At 73.8% G+C, this 23436-nt stretch carries 22 protein-coding genes; 10 read left to right on the top strand and 12 right to left on the bottom strand.

What is annotated here, in order from left to right; all coding sequences use genetic code 11:
- The first annotated feature begins 2 nt into the window (after positions 1–2).
- The 6 genes from fliQ (at position 3) to GCU60_RS07085 (ending at position 7913) form a co-directional block, all read left to right on the top strand.
- Complete coding sequence (gene fliQ, locus GCU60_RS07110; protein ID WP_163203597.1) at positions 3–278, top strand: flagellar biosynthesis protein FliQ; 276 nt, start codon at positions 3–5, stop codon at positions 276–278.
- A 5-nt stretch (positions 279–283) separates the two neighbouring features.
- Complete coding sequence (gene fliR, locus GCU60_RS07105; protein ID WP_163203595.1) at positions 284–1048, top strand: flagellar biosynthetic protein FliR; 765 nt, start codon at positions 284–286, stop codon at positions 1046–1048.
- A 22-nt stretch (positions 1049–1070) separates the two neighbouring features.
- On the top strand, positions 1071–2219 hold the full coding sequence (locus GCU60_RS07100; RefSeq protein WP_163203593.1) for an EscU/YscU/HrcU family type III secretion system export apparatus switch protein: 1149 nt from the start codon (positions 1071–1073) through the stop codon (positions 2217–2219).
- A 120-nt stretch (positions 2220–2339) separates the two neighbouring features.
- On the top strand, positions 2340–4385 hold the full coding sequence (gene flhA, locus GCU60_RS07095; protein WP_163203591.1) for a flagellar biosynthesis protein FlhA: 2046 nt from the start codon (positions 2340–2342) through the stop codon (positions 4383–4385).
- Complete coding sequence (locus tag GCU60_RS07090) at positions 4366–7650, top strand: hypothetical protein (RefSeq protein ID WP_163203589.1); 3285 nt, start codon at positions 4366–4368, stop codon at positions 7648–7650. The genes flhA and GCU60_RS07090 overlap by 20 nt, the downstream gene beginning before the upstream one ends.
- Positions 7647–7913, top strand: a complete 267-nt coding sequence (locus GCU60_RS07085) for a hypothetical protein (protein ID WP_163203587.1) — start codon at positions 7647–7649, stop codon at positions 7911–7913. The genes GCU60_RS07090 and GCU60_RS07085 overlap by 4 nt, the downstream gene beginning before the upstream one ends.
- A gap of 74 nt (positions 7914–7987) precedes the next feature.
- On the opposite strand, the gene GCU60_RS07080 is transcribed toward GCU60_RS07085, so the two are convergent.
- From GCU60_RS07080 to GCU60_RS07050, 7 genes are all read right to left on the bottom strand, one after another.
- Positions 7988–8923 carry a type IV toxin-antitoxin system AbiEi family antitoxin domain-containing protein gene (locus tag GCU60_RS07080; protein WP_163203585.1) on the bottom strand — a complete coding sequence of 312 codons (936 nt, stop codon included), beginning with the start codon at positions 8921–8923 and terminating at the stop codon, positions 7988–7990.
- A gap of 162 nt (positions 8924–9085) precedes the next feature.
- Positions 9086–10384, bottom strand: coding sequence for a PhoH family protein (locus tag GCU60_RS07075; RefSeq protein WP_345770451.1), 1299 nt, complete (start codon positions 10382–10384; stop codon positions 9086–9088).
- Positions 10385–10660: 276 nt separating this feature from the next.
- A complete protein-coding gene (locus GCU60_RS07070; protein ID WP_163203583.1) occupies positions 10661–11419 on the bottom strand; it encodes an ABC transporter permease in 759 nt (252 codons plus the stop codon).
- Positions 11416–12411, bottom strand: coding sequence for an ATP-binding cassette domain-containing protein (locus tag GCU60_RS07065; RefSeq protein ID WP_163203581.1), 996 nt, complete (start codon positions 12409–12411; stop codon positions 11416–11418). Before GCU60_RS07065 ends, GCU60_RS07070 begins: the two co-directional genes overlap by 4 nt.
- Before the next feature lie 69 nt (positions 12412–12480).
- On the bottom strand, positions 12481–12909 hold the full coding sequence (locus GCU60_RS07060; protein ID WP_163203362.1) for a hypothetical protein: 429 nt from the start codon (positions 12907–12909) through the stop codon (positions 12481–12483).
- A 3-nt stretch (positions 12910–12912) separates the two neighbouring features.
- The gene (locus GCU60_RS07055) at positions 12913–14130 is read right to left on the bottom strand and encodes a DUF885 domain-containing protein (protein WP_163203579.1); all 1218 of its coding nucleotides are present in this window, start codon (positions 14128–14130) and stop codon (positions 12913–12915) included.
- 22 nt (positions 14131–14152) lie between these two features.
- Positions 14153–14929 carry an isoprenyl transferase gene (locus GCU60_RS07050; protein ID WP_163203577.1) on the bottom strand — a complete coding sequence of 259 codons (777 nt, stop codon included), beginning with the start codon at positions 14927–14929 and terminating at the stop codon, positions 14153–14155.
- Between the two features lie 136 nt (positions 14930–15065).
- Between GCU60_RS07050 and trhA the strand changes: the two genes are divergently transcribed.
- On the top strand, positions 15066–15878 hold the full coding sequence (gene trhA / locus GCU60_RS07045) for a PAQR family membrane homeostasis protein TrhA (RefSeq protein ID WP_204261575.1): 813 nt from the start codon (positions 15066–15068) through the stop codon (positions 15876–15878).
- 199 nt (positions 15879–16077) lie between these two features.
- On the opposite strand, the gene GCU60_RS07040 is transcribed toward trhA, so the two are convergent.
- Together GCU60_RS07040 and GCU60_RS07035 are read right to left on the bottom strand one after the other, a co-directional pair.
- Positions 16078–17328, bottom strand: coding sequence for a geranylgeranyl reductase family protein (locus GCU60_RS07040; RefSeq protein WP_345770449.1), 1251 nt, complete (start codon positions 17326–17328; stop codon positions 16078–16080).
- A 41-nt stretch (positions 17329–17369) separates the two neighbouring features.
- Entirely contained in the window at positions 17370–17981 is a 612-nt protein-coding gene (locus tag GCU60_RS07035; protein WP_163203575.1) for a hypothetical protein, read from the bottom strand.
- 307 nt (positions 17982–18288) lie between these two features.
- Here GCU60_RS07035 and GCU60_RS07030 point away from each other — a divergent pair, with 307 nt between their 5' ends.
- A complete protein-coding gene (locus GCU60_RS07030; RefSeq protein ID WP_163203573.1) occupies positions 18289–18855 on the top strand; it encodes an AMIN-like domain-containing (lipo)protein in 567 nt (188 codons plus the stop codon).
- A gap of 27 nt (positions 18856–18882) precedes the next feature.
- Here GCU60_RS07030 and GCU60_RS07025 read toward each other — a convergent pair whose 3' ends face one another.
- Positions 18883–19221, bottom strand: coding sequence for a hypothetical protein (locus tag GCU60_RS07025; RefSeq protein WP_163203571.1), 339 nt, complete (start codon positions 19219–19221; stop codon positions 18883–18885).
- A complete protein-coding gene (gene mca, locus GCU60_RS07020; RefSeq protein ID WP_163203569.1) occupies positions 19218–20105 on the bottom strand; it encodes a mycothiol conjugate amidase Mca in 888 nt (295 codons plus the stop codon). Before mca ends, GCU60_RS07025 begins: the two co-directional genes overlap by 4 nt.
- A 243-nt stretch (positions 20106–20348) precedes the next feature.
- Here mca and greA point away from each other — a divergent pair, with 243 nt between their 5' ends.
- A complete protein-coding gene (gene greA, locus GCU60_RS07015; RefSeq protein WP_163203567.1) occupies positions 20349–20852 on the top strand; it encodes a transcription elongation factor GreA in 504 nt (167 codons plus the stop codon).
- Between the two features lie 7 nt (positions 20853–20859).
- Entirely contained in the window at positions 20860–21192 is a 333-nt protein-coding gene (locus GCU60_RS07010; protein ID WP_345770448.1) for an RNHCP domain-containing protein, read from the top strand.
- A 174-nt stretch (positions 21193–21366) separates the two neighbouring features.
- Here GCU60_RS07010 and GCU60_RS07005 read toward each other — a convergent pair whose 3' ends face one another.
- Entirely contained in the window at positions 21367–23424 is a 2058-nt protein-coding gene (locus GCU60_RS07005; RefSeq protein ID WP_163203565.1) for a M3 family metallopeptidase, read from the bottom strand.
- Between the last annotated feature and the right edge of the window lie 12 nt (positions 23425–23436).

The raw sequence follows: 23436 nt of genomic DNA, 5'->3' as shown, positions 1-23436 counted from the left end.
TCATGAGCGACGCCGACGTCACCGACATCGCGGCCCAGACCATGATGGTCGCCGCCAAGGTCGCCGCCCCGATCCTGCTGACCGCCCTGCTGGTGGGCTTCCTCATCTCGCTGTTCCAGGCGGCCACCCAGATCCAGGAGGCCACGCTCTCCTTCGTGCCGAAGATGATCGCCGTCGCCATCGCCCTCCTGGTGACCGGGAACTGGGTCCTCTCCGAGCTGGTGAGCTTCACCCAGACCCTGTTCGACCAGCTGCCGGCGCTCCTCGACCGGACGTAGCCGCCATGGACCTCTCGGTCCCGGCGGTCACGCTCGCGGCCCTGCTCCTGGGGACGGCGCGTGCCGCCGGCTTCGTCCTGCTGGCGCCGCCGTTCAACTCGCGGGTCATCCCCGGCGCGGTCAAGGGCGCGCTCGCCCTGGCGCTGTCGGTGCTGCTGTCGACGCAGATCGCGCCGACGCTGCCGACGCCCACCGCCGGCTTCCTGGTGGTCACCGCCGTCACCGAGGTCATCATCGGCGCAGCCCTCGGCTTCGTCGTCCAGGTGCTGTTCACCGCGGTGCAGATGGCCGGCGACATCCTCGACGTCGCCGGCGGTTTCTCGCTGCAGCCCGGCTACGACCCCATGGCAATGACCCAGAACAGCTCGCTGGGCAAGCTGCACTACCTGCTGGCCTCCACCCTGCTGTTCACCAGCGGCGGGCACCTGCTGATGGTGAAGGGGTTCGCCACCTCCTACCAGGGGCTGCCGGTGGGCGGTGACGTCCCGACCGACCAGCTCGCCTCGGTGCTCATCACCGCGTTCTCGATGATGTTCCTGGCCGCGCTGCAGATCGCCGGGCCGATGGTGGCCGTCCTGCTGCTGGCCGACGTCGCCCTGGCGCTGCTGAGCCGGGCGGCCCCTGCGCTCAACGTCTTCACGCTCGGCTTCCCGGTGAAGATCATGCTCACCCTGACGATGCTCGGGCTCACCTTCCCGCTGCTCCCGCCGGCCCTGGACACCCTCCTCGAGAACGGTGTCCGCGCCATGATCTCCCTGCGCAGCGGCTGATGGCCGCGCGGACGGACGCCTGATGGCGAAGGACGGCCCGGGCGGTGAGAAGACCGAGGCACCAACTCCTCAGCGCCTGAAGAAGGCGCGCAAAGAGGGGCAGATCCCGAGGACCCAGGAGCTGGGCACCTGGCTCGGGGTGGCGGCGGCCAGCGCGCTGCTGCCGATGATGGTGGGCAACGCGTTCGACGCCGTGCAGCAGCTGTTCGTGCACGTCGGCCGGGTGGCGAAGAACCCGGAGATCGAGTCGGTCACGGAGCTGCTCGGCCAGGCGCTCATCGCGTTCCTGACGACGCTGCTGCCCACCGCCGTCGCGCTCCTGGTGGTCGGCGTCGCGGCGTCGGCCGCGCAGGGCGGCGTGCACTTCGCGGGCAAGCCGATGAAGCCGACGCTCAAGAAGTTCAACCCGTTCCCCGGGTTCAAGCGCATGTTCGGCACCCAGGGCCTGTGGGAGACGTCGAAGGCGCTGATCAAGACCGCCGCCCTCGGCACGGTGGTCATCGTGACCAGCGACCGGGCGCAGGCGCTGGTCTCGTCGGCCGGCGCGCTGCCGCTCTCGGCGGTCGCGGCCACCTTCGCCGACTCCGCCGTCCTGATGTTCCGCGTCGTCGCCGTCACCGGCCTGGTCATCGCCGTCGCCGACTACGTCGTCGTGCGCAAGAAGATGATGAAACAGCTGAAGATGAGCAAGTACGAGATCACGCAGGAGCACAAGCAGGCCGAGGGTGACCCCTACATGAAGGCGCACCGCCGCGGCGTCCAGATGCAGATGTCCCGGAACCGGATGATGGCCGAGGTCGCCGAGGCCGACGTCCTGCTGGTCAACCCCACGCACGTCGCGGTGGCGCTGAAGTACGAGGCCGACAAGGGCGCTCCGCGGGTCGTGGCCAAGGGTGCCGGCGAGGTCGCGGCGAAGCTGCGCGAGCGCGCCGCCGAGGCCCGGGTCCCGCTGGTCCAGGACATCCCGCTCGCCCGGGCGCTGCACGCCTCCTGCGAGATCGGCCAGGAGGTGCCGCCGCAGCTGTTCAACGCCGTCGCGCGGGTGCTGGCCTTCGTCATGCACCTGGGCGCCCGCGGCGTGCGCGGCGGCTTCCACCGGCCCGGCTTCGAGCCCCCGGAGGTCACCGACCTGCCCAAGGCCGGCCGCCGTCGGGCCCCCACGGCCGCCTGAAACGGGAGTGACGGGTGGGCTCCCCCCGCCCGCCGACCACTCCCCCGCCGTACCGGCGTCCCGCCCGCCTGCCGATGAAGCAGGGGTGAGTCAGCCGTCGTCAGCGCCCGGAGCGGGCCAGTGAAGGGGCTGGGCAAGGCCGCCGTCCCGATCGGCGTCGTCGCCATCGTGCTCATGCTGGTGGTGCCCCTCCCCGCGGCGATGATGGACCTGCTCATCGGGGTCAACCTCGCGGTCTCGCTGCTGGTCCTGCTGGTCGCGATGCAGATCAAGAAGCCGCTGGACTTCGCGGTCTTCCCGTCGCTGCTCCTGGTCGCGACGCTGTTCCGGCTCTCGCTCAACGTCTCCTCGACCCGCCTGGTGCTCACCGACGGCTACGCCGGCAAGGTGATCGAGGCGTTCGGCCACATCGTCATCGGCGGCTCGCTGATCGTCGGCATGGTCATCTTCCTGATCCTGACCATCGTGCAGTTCGTGGTCATCACCAACGGTGCCGGCCGCGTGGCCGAGGTCGGGGCCCGCTTCACCCTCGACGCCATGCCCGGCAAGCAGATGGCCATCGACGCCGACCTCAACGCCGGCCTCATCAACGAGAAGCAGGCCCGCAAGCGCCGCCAGGAGGTCACCGCCGAAGCGGACTTCTACGGCTCGATGGACGGCGCCTCGAAGTTCGTGAAGGGCGACGCCATCGCCGGCATCGTCGTCACGCTGGTGAACCTCATCGGTGGCTTCGCGATCGGCGTCATGCAGCGGGGCATGGCTCCCGGCGAGGCGGTCTCGACCTTCTCGCTGCTGACCGTCGGCGACGGCCTGGTCTCGATGATCCCGGCCCTGCTGATGTCCACCGCGACCGGCATCATCGTGACCCGGTCGGCCACCGAGGGCGACATGGGCACCGACCTGCTCGCCCAGCTCGGCCGCTTCAAGCAGTCCGTGCGCATCGCCGGCGGCGCGGCCCTCGCGCTCTGCCTGATCCCCGGCCTGCCCAAGCTGCCCTTCCTGCTCGTCGGCGGGCTGTTCCTGATCATCGCCAGCCGGATGACCGACGTCGAGGAGCCCGACGAGGAGGCCGAGGCCGCGGCCGCGGCGGCCGAGCTGGAGCCGGCACCTGACTCCCCCGAGGCGATCGCCGAGAAGATGCGGGTCGACCCGCTCGAGCTCGAGGTGGCCTTCGACCTGGTCGACCTGGTCGACGCCTCGCGCGGCGGTGACCTCCTGGACCGGGTGAAGGCGCTGCGCCGGAAGGTCGCCATGGAGACCGGCCTGGTCATCCCGCTCGTGCGCACCCGCGACAACCTCGACCTGCCGTCGTCGCAGTACGTCATCTGGCTCAACGGCGTCCCCGTGGCCAAGGGCAGCTCCCCCGCCGGCACGGTGCTCGCCATCGGCGACGGGCTGGACGGCCTGCCCGGCAAGCCCACCCGCGAGCCGGTGTTCGGGCTCGCCGCCAAGTGGGTGCCGGCGGAGCTGCAGCGGGCCGCGGAGATGGCCGGCGCGACCGTCGTCGACCGCTCCTCGGTGATCACCACCCACCTGGCCGAGGTCGTGCGGCAGAACGCCGCGGACCTCCTCGGCCGGGAGGACGTGCGCCTCCTCGTGGAGATGGTGCGGCGCTCGCACCCCGTCGTCGTCGAGGAACTGACCCCCACCCTGCTCACCCTGGGAGAGGTGCAACGCGTGTTGCACGCGTTGCTCGCCGAGGGTGTGTCGATCCGGGACCTGGTCCGCATCTTCGAGGCACTCTCTGTACGTGCGAAGTCCTCGACCGAACTCGACGGTCTCGTCGAGGCGGCCCGGGCGGCACTCGGCTCGGCGATCAGCCAGCCCTACGTCACCCCGGACGAGCGGCTGCACGTCTTCACGCTGGAGCCCGGCTTCGAGCAGCGCCTGCTCGAGGCCGTCCGCCAGTCCGACATGGGGGCCGTCCTGGCCCTCGACGCCGGCGCGGTCGACGCCCTCGTCTCCGGCTGCAGCGGGCTGCTCGAGGAGGCCGAGCGGTCGGGGCTGTCCCCGGTCCTCGTCTGCTCGCCCCAGGTCCGCGCCGCCCTGTCGCGCCTGATGCGCCAGATTCTTCCCCGGCTGCCCGTCATCTCCTACGCGGAGGTGTCCCGGACAGCGCAGATCGAGTCGCTGGGAGTGGTGAGCGGTGCCGTTGCGATCCGTTGAGGCCGCCACCCGCGACGACGCGATCGCCGCGGCACGCGAGCAGTTCGGCCCCCACGCGCGTGTGGTGGGTGTGCGCCGGGTGCGTTCCGGCGGGGTGCTCGGGTTCTTCGCCACCGAGCGGTACGTCGCCGAGGTCGCCGACCAGATCGGCCGCCCCGGCCTGCCCACGCCGTCGAGCGGCCCCGCGCCCGCCGCCCCCGTCGCGTCCTACGACTCCCCGCTGGCGTCGGCCTCCCCCGCTCGCGCGGCAGCGCCGGCCCGGAACGGTGCCGCCGCCTGGGCAGCCGAAGCCGCCCGGCCCGGCGGCGAGCGCACCCCCGGCACCGGACCGCGGCCCGCCGCCCGGCCCACGCTCCCCTCCGACGACGACGAGCGCCTGGACGAGCTCGCCGGCCTGCTCGGCGCCACCCCCGCCGCCCGGCCGACCGCTGCACCGGCCCGCCAGGTCGCTGCTCCGGCCCGCCAGGTCGCTGCTCCGGTCCGTCAGGTCGCGGCTCCGGCCCGCGATTTCGCGACTCCGGCGCGTCAGGGCGCGGCCCCGGCCCGGCCGGCCACCGCTCCGGCCGCTGCCCCGGTGACCGCTCCGGCTGCCGGTCCGGCCACCGACGGGACCGCCTTCCCGCGGGCGGCCTTCCCCCGGACCAGCCGCCCCTCCGCCCCGTCGCGGGACAGCGCGCCGGCCGGGCCGACGTCGATCGGCGCTCCCGCCGAGAAGGCCGTCCCGACCGGATCACCCTTCGCCGCCGCGCTCGCGGCCGCCGAGGCCTCGGACGCCCCCTCACCGTTCACCGCCGCGCTGGCGCGCATGGTGGCCGGGGACCGCGACGTGCGCCACGCGGTCGCGCAGGCCCTGGAGGAGCCGGCGGATCGGCACGTCGACGTGCCGGCCTTCCGCCCCGTCGAGGAGCCGGTCGCCCGCCCCGTCGAGGAGCCGCTCGCCCGTCGCGTCGAGGAGCCGGCCCGGCGTCCACGCCAGGACCAGCTGGTGCCGGACACCCCGGCCCCGCGTCCGTCCCTGGCCGCGGCCATCCGTTCAGCAGACACGTCTATGCGGTCCACGACCGTGCACCAGGAGGAGACAACGGTGGGAGAACAGGTCGTCACGCCGCCCTCCACGAGCACGGCCGGCCCGGTGGACGTGCCCACCTGGGCCGCTTCGCAGGAGACCGTCGCCCCCGCCGCCTCCTCCCGTCAGGAGGAGATCGCCGAGGCGCTGCGGTCGGCCCTGGCGCAGGGCCACTCCGACGAGGCACTGGCCGGGATCCTACGCAAGATGCTCGCCGGGAACTCCCCGCGGGAGGCCATCGCGGAGCCGCCCGCCGCCGAGCCGCCCGCCGCTGTCGTCGTCGAGCGCCCGGCCGCGCCGACCGAGCCCGTCGTCGCTGCTCCGGTCGTCGCGCCGCCCACCGTCGCGACCCCCACCGTGGCGCACGAGCCGGCCCCCGCGCCGGTGACCGCTCCGGTCGTCGAGCGGGTCGTCGAGCCGGTCGTCCAGGCTGCCCCTGCCCCTGCCCCGCTCATCGCCGAGGTCGCCGCCGGGTGGGACCTCCGCTCGTCGAGCCACTCCCTGTTCGGGACGTCCACCGCCGCGCCGCTCACCAGCGACCTCGGCTGGGACCTCCCCGTCGCCGCGCCGGCTGTCGCCTCCACCCCGCTGTGGGGGGAACCGGTCGCCGAGGAGCCCGTCCCCGCCCACGGCGCCGACGCGCCGATCTGGGCCGAGGTCGTCCGCCCCGACCCCGCGTCGGCCCCCGTCGTCGAGCCCGCCGTCGTCGAGCCCGTCGCCGTCGAGTCCCCCGCTGTCGAGACGGTCGCCGTCGCGCCCGTCGCCGTGCAGCTCGCTGCCGTCGAGCCGGTCGCTGTCGAGGTGCCCGAGCCGGCCGCCGCGCGGGACGTCGCCACCCCTGTCGAGGAAGCGTTCGTCCACCCGGAGCCCACCCCGGCGCAGCTGGTCGCCGAGGCTCCGGTGTCCGCCCCCGAGCCCGCCGTCGAGGAGGTCGCGCCCGCTCCGGTGGAGCCGGCCGTGCGGGCACGCCCGGCCGCCGCCGAGGTCGCCGGCGCCCACGACGAGTCCCTGCCCGTCGCCGAGGCCGTCGCCGAGCTGGCCCCGATGCTCGCCCGCACGGCCAGCGACCCGGCGCCCATGACGATGTCGCTCGATGCGACCACCGTCATGCCGCGCATCTCCCTGCTGCCCGCCCGGCCCGGCAGCCGCGGCCGCGGCCTGCCCCCGGTCCCGCCGGCGTCCGGTCGCCCGGCGGTGCCGCCGTCGCGGCGCGCCACGACGGCCGAGGCACCGGAGACCACCGAGGCCGAGGAGCGCGAGGAGACGGCGGCCGCCGAGCTGCCCGCCGTCGAGAAGCCCGTCGCCACCGAGAAGCCCGCCACCGAGAAGCCCGTCGCCACGGAGAAGCCCGTCGTCGCCGAGGGGTCGCGCGCCGGCGCACCGGCGCCGCGCACCCTGGCGACCGTCACCCGGCTGCCCGTGGCCCCGCTGATGGCCGGCCCCGACCTGCCCGAGATGCCCGAGCTGGACGACTCCGAGCCCGAGACCGCTGCCCCGCAGCCGGCCCCCCGGACCGTCCCGAGCACGCCGCAGGAGGTGGTGGCCGGACTCGTCGCGCTCGGCCTCCCCGAGCAGCTGCTGGGTGCCGGCTTCACCGCCGCGGTCGCCGCGGACGGCACCTACGCCGCCCTGACCCAGGCGCTGGCCACCAGCCTGCCGGAGGTGCCGGTGCTGCCGACCGGTGCCGGTGAGGTGCTGTTCGTCGTGGGTCCGGGCGTCGAGACGCTGCGCGCCGCCCGCTCCCTGGCCGCGGCCCTGCGACTGGACCCCGACCGGGTGCAGTGGGCCACCCGCGGCGACCTGGCCGGGCTCGCCCCGAAGGCCAGCCGCATGACCACCATCGACGCGGCCCTCGACCGCCGCCAGGAGGCCGCGAACTCCGGCACGCTGACCATCGTCGCGGTCGACGCGCCGCTGCGCAGCGACGCGTACTGGATGGCCCAGATGCTGGCGATCTGGTCGCCGGCCGCGGTGTGGGCCGTCGTGGAGGCGACCCGCAAGCCCGAGGACCTCGAGCTGTGGCTGGACGGGCTGCCGCGGGTGGACGCGCTGGCCGTGCAGGACACCGACCTGAGCGCCGACCCGGCCGCGGTCCTGCAGCGCCTGACCGTGCCCGTGGCCCTCCTCGACGGCGTCCGCGCCACCCCGCACCGCTGGGCCTCGCTGCTCTGCGAGCGCCTGGACAGCCCGCAGGCATGAGCCCGTTCCGCTGGGACGTCCTCCTCGTCGGGTTCGTGCTGGCCCTGCCGGTGCTCGCGCTCGGGCTGCGCGGCGACTTCACGACCGAGGAGATGGTGAACCGGCTGCCCTGGTGCCTGCTGGCCGGCTGGGCCGCCGTCGCGCTGGTCCGCGCCGTGGCGGCCCCGCCGAAGCCGGAACCGCAGCGCAGACGCCGGCCCGCCGCCCGCCGTCCGGCCGCCGAGGCCGAGGCCGAGGCCGAGGACGAGCCCGCCACCGCCTGAGGCGTCTGGGAGCTCAACTGCCGCTGTCCCCGCCCTGCAGGACCCGGACAGCGTGTGCAGGGCCCCCAGAGCCGTCACCCCGCGCGGCGGCCGGCCCGCTCCTTGGCCCTGCGCACCTTCGCGGCCAGCCGGTGCGGCGCGGCCAGCTCCGCCCAGACCCACCGCACCACGCCCCACTGCTCGTCTCTGACGGCGTCCTCCCTACGCTTCTCGGCGAAGACGGCATCCCCCGGTTCCTGACCCGGCCGAAGCAACCTTCCGTACTTCACCCGGCCGTCGAACTCCCCCACGAGGCGGGCTCCCTCCCAGACGAAATCCGCTCGGGCGACCAGGGCCGCTGATCCGGACCTCACCTCGAACTGCAGGTCGGAAGGCGCCAGCTGCCACCGCTGCAGGATCACCCGGCTACGGCTCTCCCCGACGCTCTCACTCCGGGCGTCGGCCGCGGCGACGACCCTCGCCGCGCTCCGCGCCCCGGGCGATCCGACGATGTCGAACAGCCGCGCACGGATCTGCTCGTGCTCGAGGAGCCTCTTGTTGAGGGCTGCGTCGAGGGCCACCACGGCCGTCTCGTGCGGCAGCGAACGCGCCAGGTCCAGCATCGTGCGGACCGGGTCGGTGACCCGCATCCCGGCGACCTCGACCACCTCGTCCTCGCGGATGCGAGCCACGTGGCAGCAGAGCACGGCGCTCCGGTCGGTCCAGGAGCCCGGCGGCCGTGTCACGTGGACGCGCTCCAGCGGGACGTCCCACAACGGCAGCCCGAGGAGGACCGCTGCCGACTGGTGGCCGACCACCGCTGGTCGCCGCAGCAGCGACACCGTCGCCTCGACCAGCTGCGCGTGCCGGGCAGCCGGCGCCGTGGGGAGAGCACCGTCCACGTAGGCGCCCCGGCGCAGCCGCGTCAACTCCCCGGCGCGGAGCGCGCGTGCCAGTTCGGCGTCGGACCAGCCGGTGGCGAGGGCGTCCCGGCGGAGGCGGACGGGTGGGTCGACAGGCGGTTCGGTCATGCACCGACCGTCAAGGGGCCGCCCCCGCGCAGCCAGGCCCTCGGCGGATCGGTGGACAGGGATCCGCGCTGTGGACGGCCGGCTCTGGGGGTGTTGCTGACGCTGGGGGGGCCCGCAGGGCCCGCACAGCGTCAGGAACACCCCCGGAGCGGCGCGGGGCGGTCAGATCGGCAGGTCCTCCAGCATCTCGGTGACTAGGGCCGCGATGGGCGACCGCTCGGAGCGCGTGAGGGTCGTGTGCGCGAAGAGCACGTGCCCCTTCAGCTTCTCGATGACGGCGGTGACGCCGTCGTGCCGACCGACCCGCAGGTTGTCCCGCTGGGCGACGTCGTGGGTGAGGACGACCCGGGAGTTGGTGCCCAGCCGGGACAGCACGGTGAGCAGCACACCGCGCTCGAGCGACTGCGCCTCGTCGACGATCACGAACGAGTCGTGCAGCGACCGACCGCGGATGTGGGTCAGCGGCAGGACCTCGATCAGGTCGCGGGCGGCGATCTCGTCCAGGACCTCCTTGGAGACCAGGGCACCCAGCGTGTCGTACACGGCCTGCGCCCAGGGCGACATCTTCTCGCCCTCGCCACCCGGCAGGTACCCGAGCTCCTGGCCGCCGACGGCGTACAGCGGCCGGAAGATGACCACCTTCTTGTGCGCCCGCCGCTCCATCACCGACTCCAGCCCCGCGCACAGCGCCAGCGCCGACTTGCCGGTGCCCGCCCGGCCGCCGAGGGACACGATGCCGATCTCGGGGTCCAGCAGCAGGTCCAGGGCGATGCGCTGCTCGGCGGACCGGCCGTGCAGTCCGAAGGCCTCGCGGTCCCCCCGCACCAGGCGCACCTGCTTGTCCGGCGTCACCCGTCCCAGCGCCGAGCCCCGCGAGGAGAGCAGCACCAGCCCGGTGTGCGTGGGCAGCTCGGCGGCGGCCGGCAGGAAGGCCTCCCCCGCCTCGTACAGCGCGTCGATCTCCGTGTCGTCGACCGAGATCTCGGCCATGCCCGTCCAGCCGGCGTCGACGACGTCGTGGGCGCGGTACTCGTCGGTGTCCAGGCCCACCGCGGCGGCCTTCACCCGCAACGGCACGTCCTTGGTGATCAGGCAGACCGCGCGCCCCTCCGCCCGCAGGTTGAGCGCCACCACCATGATCCGCGAGTCGTTGCTGTCGTTGCGGAACCCGGCCGGGAGCACCGAGGGGTCGCTGTGGTTGAGCTCCACGTGCAGCGTCCCGCCGGACTCGCCGATGGGGACGGGGGCGTCGAGCCGACCGTGGGCGACCCGCAGGTCGTCCAGCCTGCGCAGCGTCTGCCGGGCGAACCAGCCGAGCTCGGGGTGGTTGCGCTTGTCCTCGAGCTCTCCGATGACGACGAGCGGCAGGACCACGTCGGCGTCGCCGAAGCGCAGCAGCGCCCCCGGGTCGGAGAGCAGGACGGAGGTGTCGAGGACGAACGTGCGGCGGGCGATGGTCACGAGTCGACTCCCGTGGGGTGGGACCTCGCGGACGAGGCGCACCCCTGTTCGAAGGTGGCCGGGCCCCGGCTCGAGGGCCGGGCGCCGGCCCCCCTGGTCGACGAACTCGTCAGCACCATCCGGGCCTCCCGTGAACGACGGGGGCAGCTCCCCGTCGTTCACCTCGGACGCTATGCCCGCCTGCCGACAAGAGCGCCGCCACGACCCGGTTCGCAACGCGTTGTTCACCCGGAGGGGTAACCGGAGTCACAGCCGTCCCACCCGTTGGCAGGAGGCTCAGGCCGACTCGCGCCGGAAGCGCCGCACGCCGAACGCCCAGCCGAGGACGACGAGCAGCAGGGTCATCGCCACACCCCACCAGGCGGTGGACGTGCCGTAGCCGCCGACGAAGAACTCGCGCGCTGCCTCGACCACGTGCTTGAACGGGTTGACGTCACTGATCGCCTGCAGCCAGCCCGGCGCCAGGCTCATCGGCAGCAGGATCCCCGACAGCAGCACCACCGGGAAGACGACGGCGTTGAGCAGCGGCGCGAACGCGTCCTCGCTCTTGAGGGTCAGCGCCAGCGCGTAGGAGACCGCGGCCAGCGCCGCACCGAGCAGGGCGACCACGACCAGCGTCAGCACGACGCCGAGCACGGGCGCCCGCAGCCCGAGCGGGATGGACACGACGACCAGCAGGGTCCCCTGCACGAGCAGGACGACGACGTCTCGCAGCACCCGGCCGAGCAGCAGGGCCGTGCGGCTGGCGGGCGTGACCCGCTGGCTCTCGATGACGCCGGCCCGCCACTCGGCGATCAGGCCGAAGCCGACGAACAGCGCCCCGAACATGCCCAGCTGGACCAGGATGCCGGGCACGAAGATCTGGTAGGCGTTGCCCGGACCCAGCTGCCCGGACAGCGGCTCCAGGAGCGGCCCGAACAGCAGGATGTAGAGGATCGGCTGCATCAGGCTGATGACCAGCCAGGCCGGGTTGCGCAGCGACATGCGCATGGCGCGGCTGAAGACGATGCCGGTGTCACGCAGCAGGGTGCTCATCGGACGGCCACCTCCGGGGCCGGTGCGGCGGGGCCGGCGGCGCCGGACTCCCGCAGGGAACGGCCGGTGAGGCCGAGGAAGACGTCGTCCAGGCTGGGCCGCCGGCTCTCGATGCCGCTGACGACGACACCCGCCGCGTCGAGCGCGCGGACCAGCTCCACCAGGGCCCGGCCGCCGTGGGGCACACGGCCGACCACGCGGTCGCCCAGCAGCTGGGCCGGTTCGGCACCGGGCAGCCGGCCGATCAGCTCCGCCACCTGCGGCGCCTGCTCCGGGCGTTCCACGGTCACGGTCAGCACGTCGCCGCCCACCTGCGACTTCAGCTCGTCGGGGGTGCCCTCGGCGACGATCGAGCCGTGGTCGATGACCAGGATCCGGTCGCAGAGCGCGTCGGCCTCGTCCAGGTAGTGGGTGGTGAGGAAGACCGTCGTCCCCCGCTCCTCGCGCAGCGCGCGGATGTGCTGCCACAGGTTGGCGCGGGCCTGCGGGTCGAGGCCGGTGGTAGGCTCGTCGAGGAACACCAGACCGGGCTGGTGGATCAGGCCCATGGCGATGTCCAGCCGCCGCCGCTGCCCGCCGGACATGGCCTTGGGCTGGCGCTCCCACAGCCCGTCGAGGTCCAGCTCGCCGAACAGCCGCTGCCCCCGCTCGACCGCCTCGGCCGTGCTCATGCCGTACAGGCGCGCGTGGTCGACCACCTCCTCCCCCGCCCGCGCCTCGGGCGCGGTGGAGCCGCTCTGCGAGACGTAGCCGATCCGGCGCCGGACGCCGACCGGGTCCACGCGCAGGTCGCACCCCGCCACGGTCGCCGTCCCCGCGGTGGGCTCCAGCAGGGTGGTGAGCATGCGCAGCGTCGTGGTCTTGCCGGCGCCGTTCGGGCCGAGGAAGCCGACGATCTCCCCCTCGGCGACGTCGAGGTCCACCCCGACGACGGCGTGGACCTCCTGCTTGCGCTTGCGGAACGTGCGGGCCAGACCGCGGGCGTGGATCACGCGCGACAGCATCCAGCAGACCACCGACAACGATCCACCGGTTTCGCCGAGGGCGTCAGCGCGCGACGGTCACCACCGGTCGTCGTCGCGGTCGTCGGAGGGACCGCGCAGCGCGGGCCGCTCCACGGTGTCGGTGCGCATGCCCGGCGGCGGCGTCGGCGGATCGTCGTCGTACCGGGCGTCGCCGTACCGGGCGTCGTCGTAGCGCGAGTCGTCGTACCGGGCGTCGTCGTAGCGGGGGTCGTCGTCCTGACCGTCGTCGGGGAACAACTCCGCCTCGAGCGTCTCCGGCTCCCGCGCCGCCCGGCGCGCCCCGGCCCGACCCGACCGGCGCCGTGGCCGCAGCGCGACCAGCGCCCACAGCGCCGGCACCAGCAGCACGGGCCACTGCACCGCCGGGTCCCCGAACCGCAGCATGGCCAGGACCAGCAGCAGCCCGAGCCAGCCCGCGGTCCACAGACCGAGGAACCGCTTCCGGGCAGGTGTCCGGGGACGCACGGCTCAGGCGGCCCGGAGCTCGGCGGCGACCCGGCGGGGCGTGAGCGGCTCGTCGAGGAGCCGGAGGAAGCGGTCGGCCACGGGCTGCTCGGCCGGCCGGTCGGCCAGCCAGCGCGACAGCAGCGCGAACCCCTCCACGTAGGTGGAGGTGTAGGCCCGCCACAGGGGATCGGTCAGGAAGCGGATCTGCTGGCGTGCGCGGTCCGGGCTGACCATCGACCAGCGCTGCAGGAAGGCGCTGACCTCCTCGGCGTCGGCACCGCGGTCGTGCAGCAGCACCGCGGCGTCCTGCCGGACCCGGTTCAGCGGACCGGCCGCCGCCGCGATCTTCTCGGCCAGCACGCCGTCGAACCGCAGGCCCAGGTCGCCGAGGACGTCGGCGGACCAGGTCCCCCAGCCGTCCCCGATGGCGGCCTGCACGCCGAGGTCGGCCAGGCCCTCGGCCATGAGGCACTCCGGGGTGTTCACGAGGAACACGGTGTGCTCCAGCCGGCCGCTGCGCTCCACCAGTCCGCTCTCCTTGCGGCAGTGCTCCGTGTGGTGCCCCGGGTAGGACTCGTGCGCCACCAGGTGCGGCAGCTGCGACAGCCGGTGCGGCAGGTCGGCGTTGATCGCGACGCGCGACCGGTAGCCGCCCTCGTAGTAGTTGAAGCCCGACCACGGCTTGTCGGTGACCACCTCGTAGCGGACCGTCTCGACCTCCGGCAGGCCGTACTGGCCGCGCACGCGGTCCCGCAGGGCGCTCGACAGCGCCTGCACCGCGACCTCCAGGCGGGCCGGCGGGCACTCCTCGCGACGGCGGTGCGCGGCGTACCGCTCCGCCAGGGAGCCGTCCCCCGGCAGCAGCGCGTCCAGCTCGGCGTGCGCGGCCGCGTAGGCCGACTCGTCGCCGAGCTCGACGTCGACCTCGAAGTAGGAGCGCACCTCCTCGACGAACCCGACCGGCTCCCCGCTCATCTTGCGGGCGCTGCACTCCAGGCCGGTGAGCTGACCCCGGAGGAAGTCGGCGCGGTCCTCCGGCAGCCCGGCGGCATCCAGCTCGCGCAGCAGCTCCCGCGCCCGGTCCCGCAGCTGCCGCGGTGTCGGGGCCGGCTCGTCCTGCACCTGGGCCCGGATCCGCGGATCGCCGGTGTACGCGTCGACGAAACCGGGCTCCAGCCGGTCGAAGCGCAGCCCCAGCCGCACGTACTCCAGGGCGAGGTCGAGGGCACCGGCGGTCATGGACGCAGTTTCGCAGCCGCGGTCACTCGCCGAAGCGGCGGTGCCGGGCGGAGTAGTCGCGCAGGGCGCGCAGGAAGTCGATCCGGCGGAAGTCCGGCCAGTAGACGTCGGTGAAGTGGAACTCGGCGTTCGCCGTCTGCCACAGCAGGAAGCCGGACAACCGCTGCTCGCCGCTGGTGCGGATCACCAGGTCCGGATCGGGCTGGCCCCGCGTGTACAGGTGCTCGGCGATGTGCTCGACCTCGAGGGACTCGACCAGCTCCTCCAGCGAGGTCCCCCGTGCCGCGTGGTCGGCCAGCAGCGAGCGCACCGCGTCGGCGATCTCCCGCCGCCCGCCGTAGCCGACGGCCAGGTTGACGGTGGCCCCCTCGCGGTCGCACGTGTCGGCCTCCGCCTGCTTGAGCACGGCCACCGTCTCGGCGGGCAGAACCTCCGCGGCCCCCATCTGCCGCACCTTCCACCGGCGGCCGGGGCGGGAGAGGTCGACCGCGACCTCCTCGAAGATCTGCATGAGGGCGCGGATCTCGTCGTCGGGACGACGCAGGTTGTCGGTCGACAGCATGAACAGGGTCACCACCTGGACGCCGGCGTCGTCGCACCAGGCCAGGAGGTCCACGATCTTGTCCGCGCCACGGCGGTGTCCGTGCGCCGCGTCCTCGCCGATCGCCCGCGCCCAACGCCGGTTGCCGTCCATGATCACGCCGACGTGCCGTGGGACGTCGGCGTCCTCGAGCGCCCGGGCCAGCCGCCGCTCGTACACCTGGATCAACGCGTCCCGGACCCGCCGACGCACCCCCACGGGCCCACCCTAGGCCTCGGGGCGCCGACCGGCCGGGAGCCGTCCGGCCCGCCGCGCCCACCATGCCGGCGCGCTGGCAGCAACCTCACAGGCGCCACCGGATGACGAGTTACCTACGGCTCCGTAGCCTCGGTGCATGACCCCCGCTCCGCACGACCGCGCAGACGTCCGTGTGGAGGCCGACGGCGCCGAGATCGAGGCCCCGGCCGCGGAGGCGGTGGCCACCGTCGCCGCCGAGGGCGAGCAGATCGAGCGCGCCTGGACCGCAGCGGACTTCGGCGACGACGACTGGGACCACCCCGACACCCGCCCGCGCGCCCGAGGCTGGATCCACCTGTTCTCCTTCTTCGGCGCGATCATCGCCGGCGCCGTCCTCGTGCCGCTGGCCGCGGCGCAGGGCGCCCGGGCCGGCTGGTCGGTCGCGGTCTACTGCCTGACCATCTGCGGCCTGTTCGGCATCAGCGCGCTCTACCACCGTCGGCGCTGGTCACCGCGCGGGTGGAAGGTCATGAAGCGGCTGGACCACTCGATGATCTTCCTGTTCATCGCCGGCACGTACACGCCGTTCGCGCTGCTCGCGGTCGACCAGCCGACCGGGTTCTGGATCCTCGCCGGCGTCTGGGCCGGGGCGCTGGCCGGCGTCAGCCTCAAGATGACCTGGCCGACGGCGCCCCGCTGGGTCGGCGTGCCGCTCTACATCGGCCTCGGCTGGGTCGCGGTCTTCATCCTCACCGACATCCTGCACATCGCCGGCGTCGCCTCGCTCGTGCTGCTCGCCGTCGGCGGGGTGCTCTACACCGTCGGCGGCATCGCCTACGGCATCAAGAAGCCCAACCCCTGGCCCGGCACCTTCGGGTACCACGAGGTCTTCCACGCGATGACCGTCGTCGCGGCGATCTGCCACTACATCGCCGTCTACTTCGCGGTCTACAACTCTCCGTTCGCCTGACGTCCTCCGGACGTCACCGCGGCCAGGTGCCGTCCCGTGACATCGCGATCCTCCGGATCGCACCGCGGCCACGTGCCGCACCCCGGTCGCGCTGAGCGTGGCCCGTCGCCACTCGGGGGAGCCTCCGGCCCCCCACTCCTGACGACCGACGACTCCCACCCGCCCTCGGGGACCCTCCGGGCCCCGCTCGGCCGGGCTATCAGCTGAAGGGCGCGCGGTCGTCGAGCTTCACGGAGAGCTTGCCGGCGGTGCGCCATGCCCGGGCGACGACGTCCCGGTCCTCGTCGGTCACCAGGTTGCCCATCACCCGCAGCGCCACGGTCATCAGCGGCCGGGACCGCATGCCGACCGGCCCGGCGGCCGGCAGGAAACGCGGCACCGTCAGCAGCCCGGCCAGCCGACGGGCGATGGAGAAGGCCTCGCCGTAGTGGCGGCGCAGGACGGCCGGCCACGACGTCGTCCAGTCGTCCTCGTCGAGCATCCCAGCCAGCGTGCGGCCGGTCTCCAGGCCGTAGTCGATGCCCTCGCCGTTGAGCGGGTTCACGCAGCCGGCGGCGTCACCGACCAACGCCCAGTTGCGGCCGGCGACCCCGGACACCGCGCCGCCCATGGGCAGCAGCGCCGAGGTGACGTCCCGCACCGGACCGTCGAGCTGCCACTCCTCGCGGCGGCTCTCCGCGTAGAACTCCAGCAGCGACTTCAGCTGCACCCCCGCGGGACGCCGCGCGGTGGCGAGGGTCCCGACGCCGAGGTTGACCTCACCGGCCTCGCGCCCCAGCGGGAAGACCCAGCCGTAGCCGGAGAGCAGCTCCCCCTCGGTGCCGCGGAGCTCCAGGTGCGAGCTGATCCACTCGTCGTCGGCGCGACCGGAACGGACGTAGCTGCGCGCGGCGACCCCGTAGGCGGTGTCGCGGTGCCACTCCCGCCCGAGCACCCGGCCCAGCGGCGAGCGGACGCCGTCGGCGACCACCAGCCGCCGGCAGCCGACGGTCACCCGGCTGTCGTCGCCCAGCTCGAAGACCACCCCGGTCACCCGGTCGCCGTCGCGCTCGACGTCGACCGCGCGGGCGCCGTCGAAGGGGATCGCACCCGACTCCAGCGCCACCTGGCGGATACGGGCGTCGAGCTCGGTCCGCGGCACGGCGCTGCCGTGGTCGGGGAACTCGCCCCCGGGCCACGGGAGCTCCCACTGCCGGCCGAAACCGGCGGCCCGCAGACCCCGGTTCCGGGCCTTGGAGCGCGACCAGTCGCCGAGCCCCAGCAGGTCCAGCTCCGCGATGGCCCGCGGGGTCAGCCCGTCGCCGCAGGTCTTGTCCCGGGGGAACACCGCCGCGTCGGCGAGGACCACGTCGTGCCCGGCGCGGGCCGCCCACGCGGCGGCCGAGGAGCCGGCCGGTCCCGCCCCGACCACGAGGACGTCGGTCGCGGAGGGCACGGGCACGGAGGTCACCGGCCCAGTGTCCCTGGTCGCGGCGACGGGGCGCGCACCGCTCAGGAGTCGGAGCCCGGCCCCCGCCCGCGGACCTCCTCGACCGCCGCCATCGCCGCCCGCAGCTCGCTGAGCCAGTCGTCGGCGTTCCGGCCGACCAACCGGACCGCCCAGGCGAGCGCTTCCGACCGCGACCGCGCCACACCCGCGTCGACGAGCGTGTCCAGGACCAGCCGCTCGGGTTGCCTCAGTCGCGTCATGACCGGCACCGAGGAGTGCGTGAACAGGCGCCGCGTCGTGCCGCAGGCCGCACCCCAGGCCACCGAACGGCCGTAGCGCTCCTGAGCCGCGTCGGCGATCGCCATGCGCTCGCCGCGGGTCTCCTCCCGGAAGCGCTCGACACGACCGACGCTCGCGGCGCCGGCGTCCCCCGCACCGGCGTCGGGTTCGGCCAGCGTGCCGACGACGGTGATCTCGTCGCGGTCGATGGTGAGCTCGACGGGCCCGGTGAACCAGCCGTCGGGGAGCCGGCCCGCGAACCAGCCGGCGACCTCCGTGCGGTCGACCGGCGGAGCCGCCTCCGGACCTCGCCCGCGACCGCCACGGCCGCGACCTCCCCGTCCCGACCCGAAACCGGATCCGAACGCTGCCTCTGCGAATCGAGAACCGTGCATGGCGACCTCCCGGAGCGCGCGTTGATTACACGGTTACAGCGTAAGCGTCTCCTCGCGGTCACGGGGACTCCCCGCCCTGCGCTCTCGGCGAACGGACTCCACGTCGGCCGTCGAGCCCGCGACGCGATCTGGGCGACATGCGCCGACCACCGACGGTGAGGAACCCGCCGACAGCCACAGCTGTGCACGACCGACACGCCGAACGATCGTCAATATCTGGGCCTCGGCACCCATGGTGGTAATCCGGCGTGTCGGCGGACTCTTCCGGTTGACGCAGCCGCGTCCACAGCGCGCCAGGGAGGCCGCCATGACCCGTTCCTTCCACCGCCCGATCCTCGCCCTCGTCATCGCGGCGGTCGCCGCCGTGATGGCCCCTGCCACGGCGCAGGCCGCGCCGTACTGCGGGATCTCGTGGGGTTCCACGGGGAAGTCCGCAGCGACCGGGGACCGCGAGATGGTCCACGACGTCCGGTCCGGCAGGCACGCCTGCTTCGACCGCCTCGTCATCGACCTGGGCGGCGAGGACACCCGGTTCGCCACCTACGACGTCCGCTACGTGGCCGCCGTCCACCAGGACGGCTCCGGCCGGCCGGTGCCGGTCCGCGGCGCCGCCGACCTGCAGGTCGTCGTGGGCGCACCCGCCTACGACCGGTACGGCAACGCGACCTACCAGCCGCCGAGCCGCACCGAGGTCGTGGACGTCTCCGGCTACACGACCTTCCGGCAGGTCGCGTGGGCGGGCTCCTTCGAGGGTCGGACGACGCTCGCCCTCGGGGTGCGCGCCCGACTGCCGTTCCGCGTGTTCGTGCTGCCGGGCGTCGCGGCGTCCGGCCAGGGGCCGCGCATGGTGATCGACGTCGCCCACCGCTGGTAGGCGATCACCCGGCGACGGCCGGACGGGTCACCCGCGCTCGTCGGGGCCCGTCCGGTCGTCGTCGCCGTCCCTGCGCGGTGGCTCGATCGCCAGCGGCGCGCGGCGGAGCGTGTCCAGCAGCTCCTGACCCGGGCGGGGCTCGTCGAGCTCCGAGAGGTCGTCGGGCACGTGGACCTGCGGCTCCTGGTCGGCCGGGTCGAAGCTGCGCGGCAGCCGCTTGAGGTGCGTGGTCATCGAGCGCACCAGCAGGGCGGCGGCGATCAGCAGCACGACCAGGAGGAGCAGGCCGAGGGGGCCGGCCTTGCCGACGTCCTCGGGTGCCTGGTTGACGGCGGCGGAGAGCAGATCGGTCACGGGCGTGCTCATCGGACGGTCACCTCGCTGCGGATGCCCGCGAACAGGTCGTCCTCGGGCGTCGTCGTGTCGACCACGGAGCGGGCCAGCTCGTAGTCCTCGGTGGGCCACACCTGCTGCTGGGTCTCCACCGGGCAGGCGAACCAGCGGCCCAGCGGGTCGATCTGGGTGGCGTGCGCGATCAGCGCCGCGTCGCGCACCGGGAAGTACTCCGAGCAGGCGACGCGGGTGGTGACGCGGTGGGAGATGTCGTGCGCCGGATCCCAGTTGGCCAGCCACTCGGTGTAGGGCGACTCCGACCCCGTGGCCAGGATCGCCTCGTGCAGCGCCTTGGTCCGGGGCAGCGTGAAGCTCATGTGGTAGTAGAGCTTGCTCGGCTGCCAGGGCTCGCCCAGGTCGGGGTAGCGGTCGGGATCCCCGGCGGCCTCGAACGCGTGCACCGAGATCTCGTGGGTCTTGATGTGGTCCGGGTGCGGATACCCGCCGCGCTCGTCGTAGGTGGTGATCACCTGGGGCCTGAACCGGCGGATCAGCGCGACCAGCGGGGCCGCGGCCTCCTCCACCGGGACCAGCGCGAAGCAGCCCTCGGGCAGCGGCGGCAGGGGGTCGCCCTCGGGCAGCCCGGAGTCCACGAAGCCGAGGAACTCCTGCTCGATCCCGAGGATCTCGCGGGCCCTGGCCATCTCCTCGACACGGATCTGCGGCAGCCGCTCCCACACCTCGGGGCGGTCCATGGCCGGGTTCAGCACCGAGCCGCGCTCACCGCCGGTGGCGGTCGCCACCATGACGCGGACACCCTCGGCGACGTACTTCGCCATCGTGGCGGCGCCCTTGCTCGACTCGTCGTCCGGATGTGCGTGCACGGCGAGCAGCCGCAGCTGATCGGTTGGGGTCACCCGCACAGTGTCCCTCGCCCCGCCCGGCGGACGACGGAACCCCGGGCAGGTGTGGCCGACACCTCTCCCGGAGCCACCCGGACGGGCGTCCCGGAAGCTCCGGCACGCACCGGATACCCTTGCGTCTCGTATCCGGCGCAGCGCGCTGCGTGGCTGCGTCGCGCGGATTCGCGGTGTTAGCTTGGCGGATCGACCACGGTCGCCCGCCCGGGCGGCCTTCCCGAGTTCCAGGAGTTCCTCCACGTGTCCACCCCCACTGACGAGCAGGACCAGGGCATCTGGCTGACCCAGGACGCCTACGACCGGCTGAAGGCCGAGCTCGACCAGCTGGTGGCGAACCGCCCGGCCATGGCCGCCGAGATCAACGCCCGCCGCGAGGAGGGCGACCTCAAGGAGAACGGCGGCTACCACGCCGCGAAGGACGAGCAGGGCAAGCAGGAGGGCCGGATCCGGCAGCTCACCGACCTGCTGCGCAAGGCCACCGTGGGCGAGCCGCCGACGAAGGTGACCCACGCCGCCACCGGCACCGTGATCACCATCCGCTTCGAGGGCGACGACGACACCGAGAAGTTCCTGCTCGGCTCCCGCGAGATCGCCGGCACCACCGACCTGACGGTGTACTCGCCGGAGTCCGCGCTCGGCGCGGCGATCATGGGCGCCAAGCCCGGCAAGAAGGTCACCTACCAGGCGCCCAACGGCCGGGACATCACCGTCGAGGTCGTCGGCATCGAGCCGTTCGTCCCCTGATCGTCCGGTGACCGCGCCGCGCGCCCGCTCTCGCCGGGCGGAGAACACCGGCTTCCCGTGCGTGCACTGCGCCGCACCGGTGCCCGCCAACACCGACGGGCACTACCGCAACCACTGCCCGTACTGCCTGTGGTCGCTGCACGTCGACGACCTGCCCGGCGACCGCGCGAGCGAGTGCCGGCAGCCGATGGAGCCGATCGGGCTGGTGGAGAAGTCGGGCAAGGGCTGGCAGGTGGTGCACCGTTGCACGGCGTGCGGCCACCGCCAGCCCAACCGGCTCGTCCGGGACGGCGACGCGCCCGACGACCTGGACCTGGTGCTCAGCCTTCCCTGGCTGTGACATCGCGATCCCTCCGGGTCGCACCACGATGACATGGCGGTCCTGCGGACCGCACCGCGGCCAGGAGCCGTCCCCCGTCGCCGCTGAGCCGTTGCCCATGTTCCTGTCGGGAGCCCTCCGGGCCCCGCGACAGGTCCACTCCGGCCGCCGATCGTCCCGGCTGAGCGAGCCTCCTCACCCAGCCAGGCCTCGTCTCCTGAGCAGCGGGTCGGGGTCGGCGTCGCGGCCGCGGACGGCGCGGAAGGCGTCCAGCGGGTCGATCGAGCCGCCGACGGCGAGCAGCCGCTGCCGGAACACGTCTCCGTTCTCCCGGCTGAGCCCGCCGTTCTCCTTGAACCACTCCACGGTGTCGGCGTCGAGCACCTCCGACCAGATGTAGGAGTAGTACCCGGCCGAGTAGCCGCCGGCGAAGACGTGCTGGAAGTACGTCGTCCGGTAGCGGGGCGGCACCAGCTCCGAGGCGACCCCGGCGGCCGCGAGCGCGGCCCGCTCGAACTCGACCGGGTCCCCTACCTCGGTCTCCGGTGTGATCCGGTGCCACGCTTGGTCAAGCAGCGTCGCGGCCAGGTACTCCAGCGTTCCGAAGCCCTCGCCCCACAGCTGGGCGGCGTCGATCGCCTCGACCACCTCGCCGGGCAGCGGCTCACCGGTCTCCACGTGGCGGGCGTAGTTGCCGAGCACCTCCGGCCAGAGGGCCCACATCTCGTTGACCTGGCTCGGGAACTCGACGAAGTCCCGCGGCACGCTGGTGCCGGAGAACCGCGGGTAGGTGACGGCGGAGCTGAGCCCGTGCAGCGCGTGCCCGAACTCGTGGAACAGCGTGTTCACCTCGTCGAGGGTGAGCAGCGTCGGCCGGCCCTCCGGTGCCCGTGACACGTTGAGGTTGTTCACCACCACGGGCGTCGTCCCGAGCAGCGCCGACTGGCGGACGAAAGAGCTCATCCACGCCCCGCCCCGCTTGCCGTCGCGGGCGAAGAAGTCACCCAGGTACAGGCCGACCTCCGCGCCGTCGGCATCGGTGACCTCCCAGACCCGGACGTCGGGGTGGTAGCCGGCCAGGTCGGGCCGAAGGGTGAACCGGAGGCCGTAGAGCAGTTCAGCCGCGTGGAAGACGCCGTCGACCAGCACCCGGTCCAGCTCGAACCACGGCCGCAGGGCAGTGGTGTCGACGGCGTAGCGCTCGGCCCGCACCCGCTCGCTGTAGAACGCCCAGTCCCAGGCGGCCAGCTGCACGCCGTCCCGTTCCGCCGCGGCGCGCAGGATCTCCGCCTCGGCCTCGGCGTTGGCCACCGACGCCGGCACCATCGACCCGAGCATCCGGTCCACCGCCTCGGTCGTCGCGGCGGTCTGGTCGGCCAGCACGAGGTCGGCGTGGGTGCCGAAACCCAGCAGCCGGGCACGTTCTGCCCGCACCCGGGCGATGCGCTCGGCCACCGGGCCGTTGTCGTGCGCGCCGGACGAGGCGCGGCCGGCGGAGGCCTCGAACACCCGGCGGCGCAGTTCGCGGTTCCGGAGCTTGCTCAGCACCGGCTGCCCGGTGGGCAGCACCAGGGTCAGCAGGTACCCGTCGAGGCCGCGATCGGTGGCCGCCCGGGCGGCGGCCGCCACCTCCTCCTCCCCCAGACCGGCCAGCTCCGGGGCGTCGGCGACGTGCACCGCAGCGGCCTCGGTGGCCAGCTGCAGGTTCTGGCCGAACGTCGTCGACAGCTCCGACAGCTCCTGGTTCAGCTCGCTGAGCCTGGCCCGCCCGGCGTCGTCCAGCCGGGCACCGGCCAGCACGAAGTCGAGGTGGTAGCGCTCGGCCAGCCGCAGCCCCTCGGGGTCCAGCCCGGCCTCGTGCCGGCCGGCGTGCACCGCGTCGACGCGGGCGAAGACGGCGGGGTCGAGCCGGAGCGCGTCGTCGTGCGCCGCCGCCAGCGGGGCGATCTCCCGCTCGATCTCCCGCAGCCGGGGCGTGGCCACCGACGAGGAGAGGTTCCCGAACACCGCCCAGGCCCGGTCGAGCAGCGCACCGGCGCGCTCCAGCACCACGATCGTGTTCTCGAACGTGGGCGGTGCGGGGTCGGCCACCATGGCGGCCACCTCCCGCCGGTGCTCGGCCATGCCGGCCAGCAGGGCCTCGCGGCAGTGCTCGAGGGTGATCCCGGCGAACGGCGGCAGCCGGAACGGCAACTCCGACGGCCGCGCCAGCGGGTTGTCGACGGACATCGTGGTGGCGTCGTCAGCAGTCATCGCCGTCCATTA

Origin of the sequence: Blastococcus saxobsidens (assembly GCF_010682065.1) — a bacterium.
GTDB lineage: Bacteria > Actinomycetota > Actinomycetes > Mycobacteriales > Geodermatophilaceae > Blastococcus > Blastococcus saxobsidens_B.
The sequence above is the reverse complement of the archived record's forward strand: the minus strand, read 5'-3'. Positions and strand labels throughout refer to the sequence as shown.

Coding starts and splice junctions, on each gene's coding strand:
- GCU60_RS07035 (WP_163203575.1), bottom strand. CDS start 17,981: ATGCACGGTTCTCGATTCGCAGAGGCAGCGTTCGGATCCGGTTTCGGG.
- GCU60_RS07080 (WP_163203585.1), bottom strand. CDS start 8,923: ATGACCGAACCGCCTGTCGACCCACCCGTCCGCCTCCGCCGGGACGCC.
- GCU60_RS07025 (WP_163203571.1), bottom strand. CDS start 19,221: ATGAGCACGCCCGTGACCGATCTGCTCTCCGCCGCCGTCAACCAGGCA.
- fliQ (WP_163203597.1), top strand. CDS start 3: ATGAGCGACGCCGACGTCACCGACATCGCGGCCCAGACCATGATGGTC.
- GCU60_RS07085 (WP_163203587.1), top strand. CDS start 7,647: ATGAGCCCGTTCCGCTGGGACGTCCTCCTCGTCGGGTTCGTGCTGGCC.
- GCU60_RS07030 (WP_163203573.1), top strand. CDS start 18,289: ATGACCCGTTCCTTCCACCGCCCGATCCTCGCCCTCGTCATCGCGGCG.
- GCU60_RS07005 (WP_163203565.1), bottom strand. CDS start 23,424: ATGACTGCTGACGACGCCACCACGATGTCCGTCGACAACCCGCTGGCG.
- GCU60_RS07055 (WP_163203579.1), bottom strand. CDS start 14,130: ATGACCGCCGGTGCCCTCGACCTCGCCCTGGAGTACGTGCGGCTGGGG.
- GCU60_RS07100 (WP_163203593.1), top strand. CDS start 1,071: ATGGCGAAGGACGGCCCGGGCGGTGAGAAGACCGAGGCACCAACTCCT.
- GCU60_RS07070 (WP_163203583.1), bottom strand. CDS start 11,419: ATGAGCACCCTGCTGCGTGACACCGGCATCGTCTTCAGCCGCGCCATG.
- fliR (WP_163203595.1), top strand. CDS start 284: ATGGACCTCTCGGTCCCGGCGGTCACGCTCGCGGCCCTGCTCCTGGGG.
- trhA (WP_204261575.1), top strand. CDS start 15,066: ATGACCCCCGCTCCGCACGACCGCGCAGACGTCCGTGTGGAGGCCGAC.